Genomic DNA, 16,716 nt, shown 5'->3' with positions numbered 1-16,716 from the left:
GCGACAGCATAAGCTGAGTTGACCCCCGACGTGTTCGGTTCATTAGCTAACGAAGAAACAATTGAGAGGACCGGCTGAACCGTGCAGGCGCGTTCGGGCAGCCGCAACAGTCGTCAAGTTTCAAGAGCCAGCCAAAGGGTTGAGGCACGAATTTTGCGTCTTGTTACGACCTCCGCGGATCAATCGTCCTCGCGTACCGCCAAGGTTCTGTCTCGAGGCATGGAAGCCTTGCTTGCTCCGCGAGCAATAGCGCTTCTCGGCGCATCGCCACGAGAGGGAAGCCTGGGCAACGCGATGATTCAAATGGCCCGAAGGGGGGGATACTCGGGCGAGATTTTCGCGGTAAACCCGCAGTACTCGCAAATCGACGGGCTGCCCACCTTTTCGGACTTGCAGTCACTTCCTTATGTCGTCGATCACGTCGTCATCGGCCTCGGTAACGAACGCCTGGAAGCGGCTCTCAAGGCTGCGGTTGCGCACCGCGCGAGTGCCGCAACCATCTTTGCTTCCTGCGTCAGTCCCGCCCTGCCGGGCCTCAAGGAAAGATTGACTTCCATCGCAACAGGCGCCGGCATGGCTATTTGCGGCGGCAATTGCATGGGTTTCTACAATCACGCAATCGGCTTGAGAGTAGCCGGCTTTCCTGCCCTGCAACCCATGCACGATGGGCCGGTCGGGCTGATCGCTCAATCGGGCTCGGTCTTCGGCGCCCTGGCGCACAATGACGATAGGCTGAGACTTGGTGTGGCCATTTCTTCTGGGGCGGAAATGGTGACCACGACCGCCGATTATCTGCAGTGGATGGTCGATCGATCCTCGTTCCGCGCTGTCGGCCTGTTCATTGAAACCATACGCAATCCGCGCGCTTTCGAAGAAGCACTCACGCTTGCGGCGGAACGCGAGGTCGCAGTCATCGCCCTCAAGGTTGGCCGAACCGCCAGGAGCGCAGAGATGGCGCTCAGTCATACCGGCGCGATTGCCGGTGCCGATGCCATCTATCAGGGAATGTTTCGTCGCTATGGCGTCATTCAGGTCGATGATCTCGACGAAATGGCCGCGACCATGCTGATGTTCCAGCAGCCGCGGCGGGCTATCAAGGGAAATTTGGCGGCGGTTCACGACTCCGGTGGCGAACGCGAGCTGGTTGTCGACCTCGCCGAGCGTCTCGACGTCGCCTACGCGGAGCCCCATGCGGCGACGCTGGAGAAAATTGCATCCTGTATCAGCGACGACCTGAAGCCGGCGAATCCATTGGACGCTTGGGGCGGCTCAGCCAATTTTGAGGCCGTCTTCGCGGATTCGATGACTGCGTTGCTGGAGGACGACAACGTCGCGACCGGCGCGTTCTTCTGCAACATCCGTGACGGGTATTTCGTATCCGAGGGTGTTGCGAACGCAGCTGTTGCCGCGCATGGGCGAACCACCAAGCCTGTTGCGGTCGTCACAAACTACGCCGCTGTCAGGCATGACGCCCTGGCGCTTCGTCTCACCCAGCTTGGGATCCCCGTTCTGGACGGAACCCAGACCGGCCTGCGAGCCTTGCGGCATTTCATCTGCTGGCGCGCGAGGCCGATCACTGCGCCGGAAAGGCCGCCCGACATTCCAGAGGGGCCGAGCATTTGGGCGCGGCAACTGAACCGTGCCACATCCCCGCTTTCCGAGCATGAAGCTCTCGAGTTGCTGTCGGCCTATGGCATCGACACTCCGAGGCGCAGGCAGATCGCCAGCCTCGAGGACATGCGGCGGGCCGCCGCATCATTGGCGTTCCCGGTCGCGCTGAAGACGGCGTCGGACGGCGTCCTGCATAAAAGCGACTTGGGCGGGGTCACGCTTGATATCGCGAACGAACCGTCGCTGCTCGCCGCCTACGACAGGATGTCGGCTCGCCTGGGCCCGAAGGCACTGGTGGCCGAAATGGCTCCCAAAGGCGTGGAACTGTCGCTCGGCGCGATCATCGAGCCGGGATGGCCGCCCGCGGTAATGGTGGCGGCCGGGGGGATATTGATCGAGCATCTGGGAGATGCCGCGTTCGATATCGCGCCCTTGGACGCCAAGCGGGCCCGGGCAATGATCGATTCGCTCGGCGTGAGAAGGCTCCTGCATGGCTATCGCAATTTTCCGCCGGTCGAACTCGCCACGGTGGTCGAAACAATCGTCAGATTCAGTTGGCTTGTGTCGGATCTCGCACCGTTTGCCGCAGAAATCGACGTAAACCCGGTAATTGTCGGAGCTACCGGCGCGATTGCGGTCGACGCGCTTGTCGTTCCTGTTCCACACGGCGAGCGCAATGAGTAGCTCAACCATTTCACCCGGGCCCGGACAGTTTCGGTTGGAATTGCAATCGATCGAAAAGTCGTTCGCGGGCATTCACGCCCTGCGCGGCATCGATCTGGGAATACGCGCAGGCACCATACATGGCCTGATCGGCGAAAATGGTGCGGGAAAGTCGACGCTCGGAAGAATTATTGCCGGCGCCACGACTCCCGACCTGGGGCGAATACTGATCGACGGCAAGCAGGTCACCCTAAGCGGCCCGCGTGACGCGCTCAGGCATGGCGTGGGTCTCGTCGCCCAGGAACTCAATGTCATTCCTCGCATGTCCGTCATCGACAACGTATTTCTTGGCAACGAGTTGGCGAGGGGCGGGCGGCTACGACTTCGCTCAATGCGCCGGCGATATGCGGAACTGCAAGAGCGATATGGCTTTGCGGTCCCGGCCGACACCGTTGTGGGCTCATTGCGGCTGGTTGAGCAGCAGAAGGTCGAAATCCTGCGAACGCTCGCCCGGGATGCCGAGATCATCATCATGGACGAGCCAACTGCGGCGCTGCCCCAAAACGATGCAAGCACGCTGTTCGACATCGTCAGATCACTGCGCCAGCGCGGCAAAACCATAATCTACGTCTCGCATTTCCTCAACGAAGTGCTCGCAATGGCCGACTTCGTGACCGTGCTGAAGGATGGTCATTTGATCGATACCTCGCCTGCCGCGGGCGAAACACCTCGCACGCTCGTTCGCAAGATGCTCGGCCAGGAGATGGACCTCGCCTTTCCTGCGAAAACGAGCCCGGTCGGCAGCCACCCAGTCCTGCAAGTCGAGGGTCTCAGCCGCGCTCCGGCTTTTCAAGACGTATCGTTTTCGGTGCTGCCCGGCGAAATAGTCGGACTGGCCGGGCTGGTCGGGAGCGGCAGGACAGAGCTGGGCCGGGCCATCTACGGCGCGGATCGTTTTACCTCCGGCTCGGTTCGGTTCAACGGCGAGGCGCTGAAGGTCTCCAGCCCGAAGGACGCCATCAAGCTCGGTATCGGACTGGTGCCGGAATCCCGCAAGGATCAAGGGCTTATGCTGTCCATGGATATCATGGACAACATGACCATGCCTCATCTCGGCAGCTACACGCGCGCCGGCCTGATTAACGAACCGGGGCGTAAGGCGGCAACTTCGCGCGTCGCGCAGAGGTTGAAAATCATGAGGCCGGTCTCCGGGCTGCCCGTGCGGTTGCTCTCGGGCGGCAATCAGCAAAAAGTCCTTCTCGGGCGCTGGATGATGCGCAATGCGAAGCTGCTCATCATCGACGAACCGACCCGCGGCGTCGACGTCGGTGCCAAACAGGCGATTTACGTCTTCCTGAACGAACTGGCCCAGCAAGGCATGGCCATACTGCTGATCTCGTCCGAGATGGAGGAGATCCTGGGCCTTTGCAATCGCGCCGTGGTGATGCGCGAGGGGCGTGTCAGCCGGCAACTCATGGCAGGGAACTTGACGGAAGACTCCGTCCGGCGCGCCGCGTTCGGCATGCAAGAAGACGGAGAATGAGAGTGATCGCGCAAGAATCTGGACGGGCTGCTGAACGCAAGCGGATTGCTTTTTCGACTGGAGAGTTGGGCGTCGTTCTCGGCTTCCTGTTGCTTTTCATCGCGCTCAGCATCTTCAGCCCTGTCTTTTTCACGCCGCGCAACCTGCTGAATATCGTCGATCAGTGGGCGCCGATCGCACTGATCGCCTGTGCGGGCACCCTGGTCATCATGGCCGGAGGGTTTGATCTCTCGGCCGGTGCCACTTTTGCCCTGGCCGGGATCCTGTCGATCCTCGCAACCAATGTCGCTGGCCCTGTCGCCGGCATCGTGACCGGGCTGGGGGTCGGTTTCCTGATCGGACTGGTCAATGCGCTGCTGACCACGGTTGGGAGGGTCAACACCTTCATCGGGACACTGGCGACCGCGATAATCGGGCGGGGTATCGCCACTGCCATTACAGGTGGCTTCATCGTCTCCACGGACTCCGAGGGTTTTGCCATCCTCGGCACCGCACGTGTTCTCGGCATACAATTGTCGGTCTATATCCTGGCGCTGACTGCCATCGCCTGCACACTGGTTGTGCTTCGCACCCCCTTCGGGCGCCATATCCTCGCGTGTGGGGGCAACCCCGAAGCGGCACGTCTGTCTGGCGTCAGTGTGCACCTTACGCGAGGGGCTACGTTCGTCATTTCCGGTCTGCTGGCGGCGCTCGCCGGCCTTATGGTCGCCAGCCAGGTTGGGTCCGTGCAATCGACGACCGGCGTTGGCATCGAGTTTACCGCCATAGCCGCGGTTGTCATCGGCGGCAATTCCATCTTCGGCGGCGAGGGCGCCATCTGGCGCACCGTGGTGGGCGTCTTCATCCTCGCCATGATCGGCAATGGATTCACGCTCCTGGGCCTCAACCCAACTTATCAGGACATCGTCAAGGGATTGATTATCCTGGTCGCCGTTGGGATCGACGCTTGGACTCGCAAGAAAATCTGAGGGCAACAATGAAATATTCTTCCATTCAAAAAAAATGCGGCTTTTGTGGCAAGATGCTCGCAAGGGTCAGCACTGATGAATTCTGCGACAAGACCTGCGAGACAGCCGCCGCGACTAGTCCGTTGCCAGATGATCTCCCAAAGGCTTTGGCAGAATGGTTGAAGACCGACTGCTATTCCGGGCAATCCAACGTCGATGCGATCACGCTCGAAGTGATCAACGGGGCTCTGCTGTCCATCTGCAAAGAGATGGCCAAGACCATGGAGCGCACGGCCTACAGCCCGGTCTTCTACGAGGGTGCCGACCTCACGACAGCTATCTATGACGCGGATCTGACTCTCATCGCCCAGTACGAGGGCATCCCGGCTCAGATGGGTTCGATGAAATTCGCGGTCGAGGCAGGCATCGATCACATCGGCAAGGAAAATCTCCAGCCCAACGACGCCATCCTGTTCAACGACAGCTATCACGGAACGCCCCATCTTCCAGAATTCTGCATGATCATCCCGGTGTTCCACGATGGGGAGATCGTCGCCTACTCGGCCACCATCGCACACCATACCGACGTGGGCGGTAAGTCGCCGGGGTCGATGCCAGCCGACGCCACCGAAATCTACCAGGAAGGCGTCATCATCCCGCCCGTCAAATTCATCAAGGCCGGGAAGGAAGATCCCGAGCTGTGGGAGATCATGCTCGCGAATGTCCGCACCCCGTTGAAGTCCTATGGCGACGCCATGGCGATGTACGCCAGTACGCGCATTGGCGAGCGTCGCATTCTCGAACTGGTCGAGCGGCACGGACGCCATCGTTTCCAGGAGTTGTGCGATGAAGTCCGGCGCTATGCCGAGCGCCGCATGCGCGCCAGCATCCGCAGCATCCCGAACGGGATCTACGAAGGCACAGTCCGCTTCGACTATGATGGCGTGACCACCGATCCCACCGTCGTTCGGCTGTCACTGATTGTGCTCGATGAGGACATCATCTTCGACTACCGCGGCAGTGACCGACAAGCAAAGGGACCCGTGAACAGCCCCTACGGCGTTGCTTATTCCGCGAGCGCCAATGCGATTTTCAATGTGGTCGATCCGTACCTGAACCACAATCAGGGCACCTTTGCCCCGCTTCATGCCATCCTGCCGCGGGGCAGCATAGTCAACTGCATGCATCCGGCTCCTCTCAGCGGCGGTCAGTCCGAGAGCCACAATGCATTGGTCGAAGGTGTTCTCGACGCCCTACGCAAGGCAATTCCCGACCGGGCGCCTGCTCCTGGCGGGAGCTCGACCACCCAGCTCACAGGTGGCGGCCGCGATGAACATGGCGAACCGTATACATTCATAACCTGGGAAGGATCGGGCTGGGGAGGCCTTCGCGAACGGGATGGAACGACGGCGGTCATGGCTTGGGTCGGCGTCGGCAGCAAGACATTCCCTGCCGAGGTGCTCGAGACCCACTACCCCTGGCGGGTTCGCAAGCACGAGTTGCGCCCGGACAGCGGCGCGGGAAAGTTTCGGGGCGGGCTTGGGGTTGCGACCGAATATGAAATCCTCGTGGATGATTTCCAGCTCAACAGCGTGTCCTGGCGCGGTGTGTCGGCGCCGACCGGGTTCAATGGCGGCGAAGCCGGCCAGATCACCACCATAAGAGTGCTCCGCGACGGCAAGGAATACACGCCGCTCGAGTTGGGGGCTCACATTGTCTGCCCCACACAGTTCAGCGCTCTGAGACTTCGCCGTGGCGATCGACTGCGAGTCTGCTCGCCGGGCGGCGCCGGCTACGGAAACGTGGCGGATCGAGATCCATCTCTCATCGAGCGTGATCTGATTGCCGGCTACATCACACCCGCAAAGGCCGTCCAATCCTATCGCATGGCCAAGGCGCAGGTGGACGCGATTGCTTCGAAGTACGGCCAGCGGTCCGGCAATATCCGAGTTTGAGGGATTCTTCATATGACAATGATCGGCGTCGACATCGGCGGCACCTTCACTGATTTCATTATTGCCGAACGCGGCTCGGTCCGCGTTCACAAGCGACCAAGCACCCCCAAAGCGCCGGCAGAGGCGTTCCTGAAGGGCTTGGAGGAGGCTTCGGTCGCTCCCGGTGCGCTGGAAAAGGCGGTCCACGGAACCACCGTTGGGACAAACACGATGATCGAGCGCCGGGGGGCCAGAGCCGGGCTGATCACAACGCTGGGCTTTCGCGACACACTGGAGATCGGTCGCGGCATCAAGCCGATGACCGACTATTTCAACCTCCGCTGGAGCGCGCCTGCGCCCTTGGTTCCACGGGAATTGCGATGCGAGGTATCGGAGCGAGTTGCGCCTGACGGCAGTATGGTTGATCAGTTGGATGAAGCCGGTGTTGAGGCTGCTCTAGCCTTCCTGTCGGAGCAGGGCTGCGATTCCGTCGCGGTCTGCCTGCTGTTCAGTTACGCCAATCCGGTGCACGAGCGCCGGATCGCCCAGATTGCAGCGGAGAGGTTCCCCGAACTCTCGATCTCCACGTCCTCGGACCTGCTGCCGCAGTGGCGAGAATATGAGAGAACCTCCACCACCGCCGGAGACGCCTACATTAAGCCCGTGATGGCGCAGTACTTCACCGCCCTGGAGAACAAGATGGCGGCCGGGGGACTGAACCGCGAGCTTTTCATCATGAAAAGCAATGGTGGCCTGATGACTTCGCGGACCGCCAAGAACTATCCGATCCACACCTTCCTCAGCGGTCCGGCCGCGGCCGCACTGGCAGGGAAATTCATCGGAAAGAGTGCAGGCTACGACAATGTGATTACCACCGACATGGGCGGCACCAGCTTTGATTTGTCCTTGGTGCGTGACAACGAGCTTGCCTACCGCACCGAAGGCGAAATCGACGTCGGTATTCCGGTTCTCATTCCGACCATTGACATTCGCACCCTCGGCGCTGGCGGCGGTAGCATTAGCTGGATCGATGTCGGCGGCGCCCTGAAAGTCGGACCGCAGAGCGCGGGGGCTGATCCGGGCCCGGCCTGCTATAGTCGCGGCGGCACAAAACCGACCGTCACGGACGCCAACCTTGTCCTCGGCAGACTAGGCACTGAAGCGGCACTGGGTGGATCGGTAAGGCTCGATCGTGACAAGAGTGTCGCGGCAATCAGGCAGGTCGCAGAGCCGCTTGGTCTGGAGGTCGAAAAGGTCGCCAAGGGCATTATCGACATCTGCATCAACAATATTGTGCATGAGGTACGGGCGATAAGTGCCCAGCAGGGAATCGATCCGAGAGCCTTTGCCATCATTGCAGCAGGCGGTGCCGGACCCCTGCATGTAGCGGCGCTTGCCGACGTTCTCGGAATGAGAACCGTGATCGTACCGCCGCGGCCAGGTTTGCTCAGTGCTTCCGGGTTGCTTTTGGCCGATCTGCGGTTCGATAGCGTCCGTTCGTGGCCCTTGGTGCTTGAACGCGGCGACCTTGGCCAGCTCAATTCAGTCTTCGACGAGATGGTTGCAGAAGCCCTGCATAATCTCGAGGGGGAAGGCTATGCCGGCGAGCCAACGCTGATCCGTTCGCTTGACATGCGCTACGAAGGTCAGAACTGGGAAATCAGTGTCCCTGTGCCGACCGGGGAGATTTCGTCCGAAGTGGTCGCCACGGCCTTCGATACCGAGCACGAGCGCCTCTACGGGATTCGCATTCCCGATGCTCGCCACGAAGTTGTCAATCTGCGCGTCACCGCCATCGGCCCTCAGGCAGATCCGACGCGCTGGCTACCGACCATACCAACTGGCGTCGCCGGTCCGCCTCCGTCGAGGCGCAGGGTCTATGACCACGCCTCCGATCAATATGTTGAAGCGCCGATCTATCATCGCGAGACACTGGTAATCGGCCAAGAGTTCGAAGGCCTTTGCATTGTCGATCAGACTGACACGACGTTGTTCGTGCCCTTCGGGTGGAAATGCAAGGTCGACGATCAAGCCAATATCGTCATGACCCGCGAAGATTAACTGCAAGAAGGGAGGACAACATGGATCGTGACCGCGCCAAGGGGTAGGGAGCGGAACTCTGAAGTGGAAGTCAAACGGTAACAAAACCAACGAACTGAAAAAGTATCAAGGAGCGGAACAATGAAAAAATCAGGTCGTAGAATCTCAAAAGAAGCTATCGGGTTGGCCGGCGGCATCGCGCTGACGATGTCGATGACCACCGCGGCGCTCAGCGAACAGCTAAAGCTCGCCCTCTTCGTACCCTTCAAAAACGCCTACTATGCCCAAACGATCGCTTCGACACAGTCTATTGTGAAGGAAGCTGCCGGGACGGTGGAAGTGTTTGACGCCGGCTCGGATGCTCAACAGCAGGCCAGGCAGATTCAGGATGCGACGGTATCGACGCGTTTCAATGCCTTTATGATCGTCCCGTTCGACGGCGGCGGGGTAGTGCCTTTTGTCAAAGCTGCGGCCGACGCCGGGATCAAGGTCGCGATCGACACGACCGTCGTCGGGACGGACTTGAAGACCGAAAAGATCCAGGTCCCCGGGGTAGTGAGTTCCGCGACCAACCCGCCCTACCACGATGGCCGGTCGATCGGAGAGAACGTGGTGGAGGCATGCAAGAATATCAATCCGTGCAAGGCCATCTACCTGGCTGGTAAATTTTCCTTCGGCTACGACAGCGGCGTTCGGACAGGCGTTGAGGAAGTCCTGAAGAGCCACCCGAACATCAAGATCGTATCGATGGTCGAGGGAAACTATCTTGCAGATACCGCGTTCAAAACAATGCGGGACGCGTTTCTGGCGAACCCTGACGTCAACGTCGTCTTCTCCACTTCCGATACGATGATCGCAGGGGCGGTTAAGGCCGCCAAGGCGTCTGGGCTCACTCTTGGCGAGGGCGGTATCAAGCTCGTCGGCAATGGCGGCTCCGAAATCGCGGCACAAGGCATCAAGGACGGAACATGGTATTCGTCGCTGATCTGGATGCCGACATCGAGCGCTCAGTTCAACATCAAGAACTTGGAAGCTGCCGTAAACGGCAAGCCGCTGCCTGGTGAGGCGGCCATCTATACGCCGAAGGCGTTAAGCCCGGTCGGCCTCTTCATCGACAAGACGAATGTCGACAAGTTCAAGCCGGAGTACCAGGGCAGCTGAGCGATGGTGGGCAGCATCGTCGATGCTGCCCACTGCGCTTACTCTAGAGTTTTTGAGGCCGAGCATCCGATGGGCGATTTTTCGACGATTGAGTACAGTCTGCAGGACGAAGTAGCGACCATTCATCTCAATCGCCCCGCAAAGCTCAATGCCATAAACCTGCAGATGGTGTCCGAGCTCGAGGATGCCACGCGGCACGCGGAAGCCGACCCGGGCGTAAAGGTCATCATCCTGGCGGGCCGCGGCAAATCCTTCAGCGCCGGGTTTGACTTGAAAGAGATAGAACCAGGTTCATCCGATCCGGAAAAGAAACGACGTAATCTGGAACGGAAGTTCCGGATGATCATGAGCTTCTGGAATTGCTCGAAACCCACCATAGCGGCGGTTCACGGCCATTGCGTTGGTGGAGGGTTCGAGCTCGCACTATCCTGCGACATCACTCTGGCTTCAGTCTCATGCAGAATGGGAGAGCCCGAGGTCCGTTTCGGCTCCGGGGTGCTCGCCATGCTCCTTCCCTGGCTAACCGGGGCAAAGGCCGCCAAGGAACTGCTGCTGAGCGGCGATGACACAATGACAGCAGAGCGTGCGCTGTCGCTGGGCATCGTCAACCGCCTCGTGTCCGATGATGCGCTGGAGGAAGAGGCCAGGTCTCTCGCCAGGACAATCAAGCAGGCAGATGCTCATGCAGTGGCTATGACCAAGCGTGCGATCAACGGCTCGTTGAATGCTATGGGCATGCAGGAGGCTTTGCTGCACGCGCTTGAGATCGAGGTTTCGATTGAAACTGCTAGCACTCCGAAACGCACTGAATTTCAGCGAATTTACCAGACTGAAGGGCTCAAGGCTGCCTTGGCGTGGCGTGACGCAGCCGGCTAACCAAGTCAAATGACGATCGACGGCTATTGCCATTGCGGGAAGACGAAGTACCGCCCCCTGCAAGATGTTGTCTCCACGCTTGATGCGGTCGGAGTAGGCAGGGCCGTCCTTGTTCAGCATATGGGTGAGTATGACAACAGCTATATCGGCAAGGCTCTTGCCGAAAATCCCTCGCGCTTTGCCGGTGTCGCGCTTTTGAACCCAACAGGCGATTGGTCGGCTGCGTTGAAGACGCTCGCCGCGAGCGCTGGCTGGAAAGGAGTCAGAGTCGATCAGCCCATGTTGCTTGGGGCCACGGCCATGTGTCGTGCCGTCCTGGAGCGCGGGTTGGAGCTGCTGGTCTATATCGATGAGGACGGTGTTTCAGGAGTGCAGGAGCAGATCGCGGATCTTGCCACCTCGAACCCAAAGAGGCGGATTGTCATCTCGCATTATGGGATCGCTGATCGCGTCGAGTCTTTCAACGGATTCGGCCTGGCCTGCGGACTGTCGTCGATCTCTAACGTGAGGATTGTGCTCTCCGGCCTTTCCCAGTTTTCGAAGGAACCGTTCGACCCGTTCATCGAGCCCACGCATGAACTCATCGAATGCTTCGGCACCGAACGGCTGATGTGGGGGTCCAATTTCCCCGTTTGCGGCGATCGCGGTGGCTACGCCGCAGCCCTGGATTTCATTCAGTCCGGCAAGCTTGGCTTATCCGACAAAGCCCTCAATGACATCTTGTCCAAGACCGCTGACGAGACGTGGTTTGCGTAGGCCAGGGTTATGATCATGGAAATTTCGTCCCTCCAGGAGAGAGCATGACCGACACCTTCAAAGCCATCCGCGTCTCGCGCGATGCGGACAAGAAGCAGTCCGTCGATATCGTCGACCTCACCGAGGCCGACCTGATGGAAGGCGACGTTACCGTCGCCGTCGAGGCGACGACGGTGAACTACAAGGACGGGCTCGCCATCACCGGCAAGGCGCCGGTCGTGCGCCGCTGGCCACTGGTTCCAGGCATCGATTTCGCCGGCACCGTGATTTCCTCCTCGCATGCTGACTGGCGCAAGGGCGATAAGGTGATCCTCAATGGCTGGGGCGTCGGCGAGACGCATTACGGCGCCTATGCCGGCCGCGCCCGCGTCAAGGGCGACTGGCTGGTGCCGTTGCCCGAGGGCATGAGCGCGCATGATGCCATGGCCGTCGGCACGGCGGGCTACACGGCCATGCTTTCCGTCATGGCGCTGGAGCGTCACGGCATCGCGCCCGACCGCGGTCCGGTGGTTGTGACGGGCGCTGCGGGCGGCGTCGGCTCGGTCGCCATCTCGATCCTGTCCAGCCTTGGCTACCATGTCATCGCTTCGACCGGCCGCAACGCCGAGAGCCCCTATCTGATCGATCTCGGCGCGGCCGAGGTGATCTCGCGCGAGGAGCTCAGCCAGCCGGCGAAGCCGCTCGCCAAGGAGCGCTGGGCAGGCGGCGTCGACTCGGTCGGCAGCCACACCCTGGCCAATGTGCTGTCGATGACCTCCTATGGCGGCGCGATCGCCGCTTGCGGCCTCGCCGGCGGCATGGACCTGCCGGGAAGCGTCGCGCCCTTCATCCTGCGCGGCGTCTCGCTGCTCGGCATCGATTCGGTGATGGCGCCGAAGGCGGTCCGCCTGGAGGCGTGGCGCCGCATCGGCACCGACCTCGACCTGAAGAAGCTGTCGACATTGTCGCGCACGATCGGTTTCGACGGCATCGTCGCCGCCGCGCGCGACATCGTCGAAGGCAAGATCCGGGGCCGCGTCGTGGTCGATATGTAGCCGGAACTTCGCAAGGCAGCGGTTCCTCAGGCTTTCACCCAAATCACCGCTGTGAGACGTATCCGCCATGTTCCGGACCCTGTCCAATAATGATGAATGCACGTCGCAAATGTTCGTTTCAGGCGAGGCCGCGTGCGATAACTCGGCTGAAAAACCCGGTGAGGAATAGATGATGGTGAAGACAAGACGCACCGCGGTCTGCGCAATTACAAACGCCAAGCCCGCCGCGAGACCGAGCTCCTTTGTGTTCTATCTAGCTCAAGACTTCCCCATGATTGCGTTCTCATCTGCGGTGGACGCTCTTCGGCTCACCAATGCTGCTGTTGGATACCGCGCCTATGACTGGCGTGTCGCTTCGCGTAACGGCGATCCTGTGCGATCAAATTGCGGGGTCGATGTCTCGGCTGTCAGCGATCTTGCAGCAGAGCGAAAGAACCTCCTTGGTTCCGAGCGACCGGCGATGGTCATCGTTTGCGCTGGACGACTTTTGGAAGGCTCCTCCGATCGAGGTCTCGAGGCTTGGCTGCGCGAATGCAGGCTTCGCCGAATTTCAGTTGGTGCGTTCGGGTCGGGCAGCTACGCGCTCGCCAAGGCGGGCCTTCTGGACCGAAAAAAATGCGCTATCCACTGGGAAAAGCTGCCAGGTTTCAGCGAACAATTCCTCACAACATTTCCGAGCCACACGCTTTTTCAGGAAGACGGCGATATCTGGACCTGTGCTGGCGGTATGGCCGCGCTTCATATGATGTTGCACATTGTTGACAGAGATTTTGGCGAGCAGATCGTCACGCGCGTTTGCAATCAGGCATTGGTGGAACGGGCAAGGCTCCCCAGCGAGCGCCAGCGGATGCCGTTAGCCAACCGACCCGGCATGGTAAACGAAACGGTCGTGACCGTAGTGGAGCAGATGGAGCTGAATCTGGCTGAGCCGTTGTCCGTGGACGAGCTTGCATCGCGCGTGAAACTCTCTCGGCGCCAGGTGGAACGTCTATTTCGCAATCACATCGGTCACTCACCCGTGAGCTACTACCGTCAGCTGCGGCTGGAACGGGCAAAGCTGCTGCTCATGCAGTCCCAGATACCGATTGTCGACATAGCCATCTCCTGCGGTTTCATATCCGCTTCGCACTTCTCTAAGTGCTATCGAGAAGCAAATGGCATGTCGCCGATGCATGCGCGGAAAAATCGCTATCATCTTGCCAGTGGCGTGATTGCAGGCGGGCTGTACGGAGCGGCCGCGTAAGGAGCCGCCCGCTCACTGCGCTATCGAGGTAGGTCTCATGCCCAGTCGGGTAAGCGCTGCCGGATGGATTTTGGACGCACAATAGAAATACGGCCGCCGCCAGACGGCGCCGGGCATGTCACCCGTCCGCTTCCTGGTCTTCAGCGGTGAGCATATCCCACAGGCGCTCGACTTCGCGTCCTGCGAACTGCCCTAGATCGGCGGCCTGGACCGCGTTGAGGCGCATCGCTGTTTCTGAACCACCGGCGTCATGTAACGAAAGTTCAACACGCCCCGCCTGATCCAGCATCCATGCGAGCGCCACTGCTTCCGGCAAGCTGGACCCGGCGGTAACCGCGCCATTGCCACGCAACACGATGCCACGCGCCGCACCCATCATTTCAGCGACGCCAGCTGCCAATTCATCTTGGCGAAGAAGACGCGTGTCGAGCCACAGGGGAGGCGAGGGGGCGAAGTAGGCGCTGAACACGTCGCGCGCTGCAGGCACTTTGCCCATCAGCGACAATGGCATCAGACTTGGCGAGTAGAAGCGGCAGACACCGCTCACATCTGGTCGACGCCGATAGATCTGTTGATGGACCCGTACCTCACCCAGGACGCCGGCCGGCAACGGAGCATTGATCTCGACGATCGTGCATGCTTCGCCGACCTGTATGCGTCCCGGCGCCTTGGGTGGGCCTACGAGAAGATGGTCCGCATCCAGTCGCGCGCTGCAATGGCCAAAGGCGGTTACCAAGCCCGCCCGCGCTATCGCGCGACAGGCGAGTCTCAGCATTCGGGCGGTATGTTCTTCACTGGTGGCTGCGGGTTGAAGCATCTCGGTATCGTCACTGGGCCGCAAGTTGGGAGGTGCCGCCAGGATTGCATGCTTGCGGCATGACGCGCTGCCGAGGCGACAGACGGCCAAGCTGCTCCAGCAGGATATGGCAACGCAGCGTCGCCTCCGCCGCCCGGCGCTCTGGAGGCTCCACGGTCAGGCAGATATCACCCAGACGGCGATGACACTTTTGCGCATAGACGCATCCATGACCAGCCGTGACAGGCGTGTTTTCGTCGGACGTCGTCTCAAGGATCGGCCTTTCGCTCCGCAAGGCGGCGTTCAGGAGTCGTTCCGTATAGGGATGAAGCGGACCGTGATAGACGTCATCTACCAACCCGCTATGCACGACCTTGCCGCGGTAGACGATCATGACATCATCAGCGAACGCATGCACGACCGCCAGATCGTGGGAAATGAAAAGGATCGCGGTACCGCGCTGCGCCTGCAGATGCTTCAACAATTGCAGGATCGATGCTTGGACCGAAACGTCGAGAGCCGACACCGCTTCGTCGGCGATGACCAGCGCCGGCGATCCCGCGAAAGCTCGCGCGATGGCTACCCGTTGTTTTTGACCGCCGGAGAGTTCGGCAGGGTAGCGATCCATCAAAGCGGGATCAAGTTGCACGGCGAGCATCAGATCTCGTGCCCGTTGATCGACTGCGGATGCAGCTTTCAGGTTTGTCAGCTTGCGAATGGCGCGACGCAGTCCTGTTCCCACTGTGCGAGCGGGATTGAGCGTGCCACCCGGGTTCTGAAACACCATCTGCATGGCCGACGCGACCTTGTCTGACCGGCCACTTGGCGGCAGTTTGGAGCCTTCGAAACGGATGTACCCGTCGCTCGGCTGGTCCAGCCCGATAACCAGGCGCGCCAGCGTTGATTTTCCTGAGCCGGACTCTCCAATAACCGCCAGGGTGCGCCCGCGGTACATGTGGAAGGAGATGTCGTCATTGGCGCGGACTGCTTGCCCATTCCCGGAGACTGCGCGATGGGGAAACAAGCGGGTCAGGTGATCGGCTTCCAACAAGGGGGCGGGCAAGGCTGCCGGAGCTGTATCGTTTCGAACAGCATCCTGCAGCGGAACGTCAGCTTGTTCCGTGATCGGGAAGTGGCAACGGACCCTGTCATCGGGTTGGAGATTGTTCAGCGCTCGCAACTGCGGATGCTCCTCAAGGCAGCTATCGGCGCGCGCGTTGGAGCAGCGGTCTGCAAATCGGCAGCCTTCGATGCGTGGTTCGCGTACTTTGGAGGGTATGTCGATCCCGGTTAGTAGGGCACGCTGGCCCCTTGCGGCGATGCGAGGCGTGCACGCCAGAAGTGCTCGCGAATAGGGATGCGAGGGCTCGTTCATGATCTGATCGGTTGGCCCGATCTCGACCAGTTCTCCCTTGTACATGACGCCGATGCGTGAACACACCTGCGCCACAAGAGGCAAGTCGTGCGATATGAACAACATGCCCATTTGGCTGCTGGAACGGATTTCCGCGATAAGATCTACAATCTCCGCCTGGACCGAGACGTCAAGGGCCGTGGTCGGCTCGTCGAGCAGCATCAACGCAGGTCGGGCCAGCAACGCCATTGCGATAACAATCCGCTGCTTCTGGCCGCCGGACAGCTCAAAAGGGTAACTGCTTAGGACGCGATGAGTGTCGGCCAGCCTAACAGATCGCAGCGTGTGTTCTATACGCGCTTCCCGCTCCTCCCTCGACAGCACAGCCAATGTCGCGACCTCGCGCAACTGACGTCCTATCCGCAGCCGCGGGTTTAGCGAGGCCATCGGATCCTGATGGATCATCGCCAGTTTGCGTGCCCGAAGGTCTCGCAGGGCCGAGCTACGGAGTCCGTTGACGGGAATGCCGCATACCTGCACGCTTCCAGAGAGTATCCGCGCGCCACCCGTCAGATGGCTCATCACGCTCATTGCCAGGGTCGACTTCCCACAACCAGACTCGCCCACAAGTCCCAGGGCCTCTCCCGATTCTATGGACAGCGATACCTCGGAGACTGCTTCGATGGCCCGGCGTCCTTTGCCATAGGCGATCGTCAACGCTTCGACCTCAAGCACGGAGCTCACAATATCCATTTGTC

12 protein-coding genes are annotated in these 16,716 nt (G+C 60.3%); 10 read left to right on the top strand and 2 right to left on the bottom strand.

Annotated elements, in window-relative coordinates; translation table 11 throughout:
* Positions 1–219 precede the first annotated feature (219 nt).
* From LB528_RS13890 to LB528_RS13845, 10 genes are all read left to right on the top strand, one after another.
* The gene (locus tag LB528_RS13890) at positions 220–2,295 is read left to right on the top strand and encodes an acetate--CoA ligase family protein (protein WP_224513575.1); all 2,076 of its coding nucleotides are present in this window, start codon (positions 220–222) and stop codon (positions 2,293–2,295) included.
* Between the two features lie 34 nt (positions 2,296–2,329).
* Complete coding sequence (locus LB528_RS13885) at positions 2,330–3,817, top strand: sugar ABC transporter ATP-binding protein (RefSeq protein WP_224513576.1); 1,488 nt, start codon at positions 2,330–2,332, stop codon at positions 3,815–3,817.
* The gene (locus LB528_RS13880) at positions 3,814–4,785 is read left to right on the top strand and encodes an ABC transporter permease (protein ID WP_224715255.1); all 972 of its coding nucleotides are present in this window, start codon (positions 3,814–3,816) and stop codon (positions 4,783–4,785) included. The genes LB528_RS13885 and LB528_RS13880 overlap by 4 nt, the downstream gene beginning before the upstream one ends.
* A gap of 8 nt (positions 4,786–4,793) precedes the next feature.
* On the top strand, positions 4,794–6,719 hold the full coding sequence (locus LB528_RS13875) for a hydantoinase B/oxoprolinase family protein (protein WP_224513578.1): 1,926 nt from the start codon (positions 4,794–4,796) through the stop codon (positions 6,717–6,719).
* 12 nt (positions 6,720–6,731) lie between these two features.
* Positions 6,732–8,759, top strand: coding sequence for a hydantoinase/oxoprolinase family protein (locus LB528_RS13870; RefSeq protein WP_224513579.1), 2,028 nt, complete (start codon positions 6,732–6,734; stop codon positions 8,757–8,759).
* Positions 8,760–8,879: 120 nt separating this feature from the next.
* Entirely contained in the window at positions 8,880–9,899 is a 1,020-nt protein-coding gene (locus LB528_RS13865) for a sugar ABC transporter substrate-binding protein (protein ID WP_224513580.1), read from the top strand.
* A 3-nt stretch (positions 9,900–9,902) separates the two neighbouring features.
* Complete coding sequence (locus LB528_RS13860) at positions 9,903–10,775, top strand: enoyl-CoA hydratase/isomerase family protein (protein WP_224513581.1); 873 nt, start codon at positions 9,903–9,905, stop codon at positions 10,773–10,775.
* Positions 10,776–10,784: 9 nt separating this feature from the next.
* Entirely contained in the window at positions 10,785–11,531 is a 747-nt protein-coding gene (locus tag LB528_RS13855; RefSeq protein WP_224513582.1) for an amidohydrolase family protein, read from the top strand.
* A gap of 44 nt (positions 11,532–11,575) precedes the next feature.
* On the top strand, positions 11,576–12,565 hold the full coding sequence (locus LB528_RS13850) for an MDR family oxidoreductase (RefSeq protein WP_224513584.1): 990 nt from the start codon (positions 11,576–11,578) through the stop codon (positions 12,563–12,565).
* Between the two features lie 271 nt (positions 12,566–12,836).
* Entirely contained in the window at positions 12,837–13,808 is a 972-nt protein-coding gene (locus LB528_RS13845) for a GlxA family transcriptional regulator (protein WP_411962172.1), read from the top strand.
* Between the two features lie 118 nt (positions 13,809–13,926).
* Here the strand turns inward: LB528_RS13845 and LB528_RS13840 are convergent, their stop codons facing one another.
* Positions 13,927–14,625 (bottom strand): class II aldolase/adducin family protein, encoded by a 699-nt coding sequence (locus LB528_RS13840; protein ID WP_224513588.1) that lies wholly within the window; start codon positions 14,623–14,625, stop codon positions 13,927–13,929.
* A gap of 10 nt (positions 14,626–14,635) precedes the next feature.
* The gene (locus LB528_RS13835; protein WP_224513591.1) at positions 14,636–16,711 is read right to left on the bottom strand and encodes an ABC transporter ATP-binding protein; all 2,076 of its coding nucleotides are present in this window, start codon (positions 16,709–16,711) and stop codon (positions 14,636–14,638) included.
* Positions 16,712–16,716 lie beyond the last annotated feature (5 nt).

Source organism: Mesorhizobium sp. CA4, from assembly GCF_020165075.1.
Taxonomy (GTDB): domain Bacteria; phylum Pseudomonadota; class Alphaproteobacteria; order Rhizobiales; family Rhizobiaceae; genus Mesorhizobium.
This window is presented reverse-complemented; position numbering and strand designations above follow the sequence as displayed.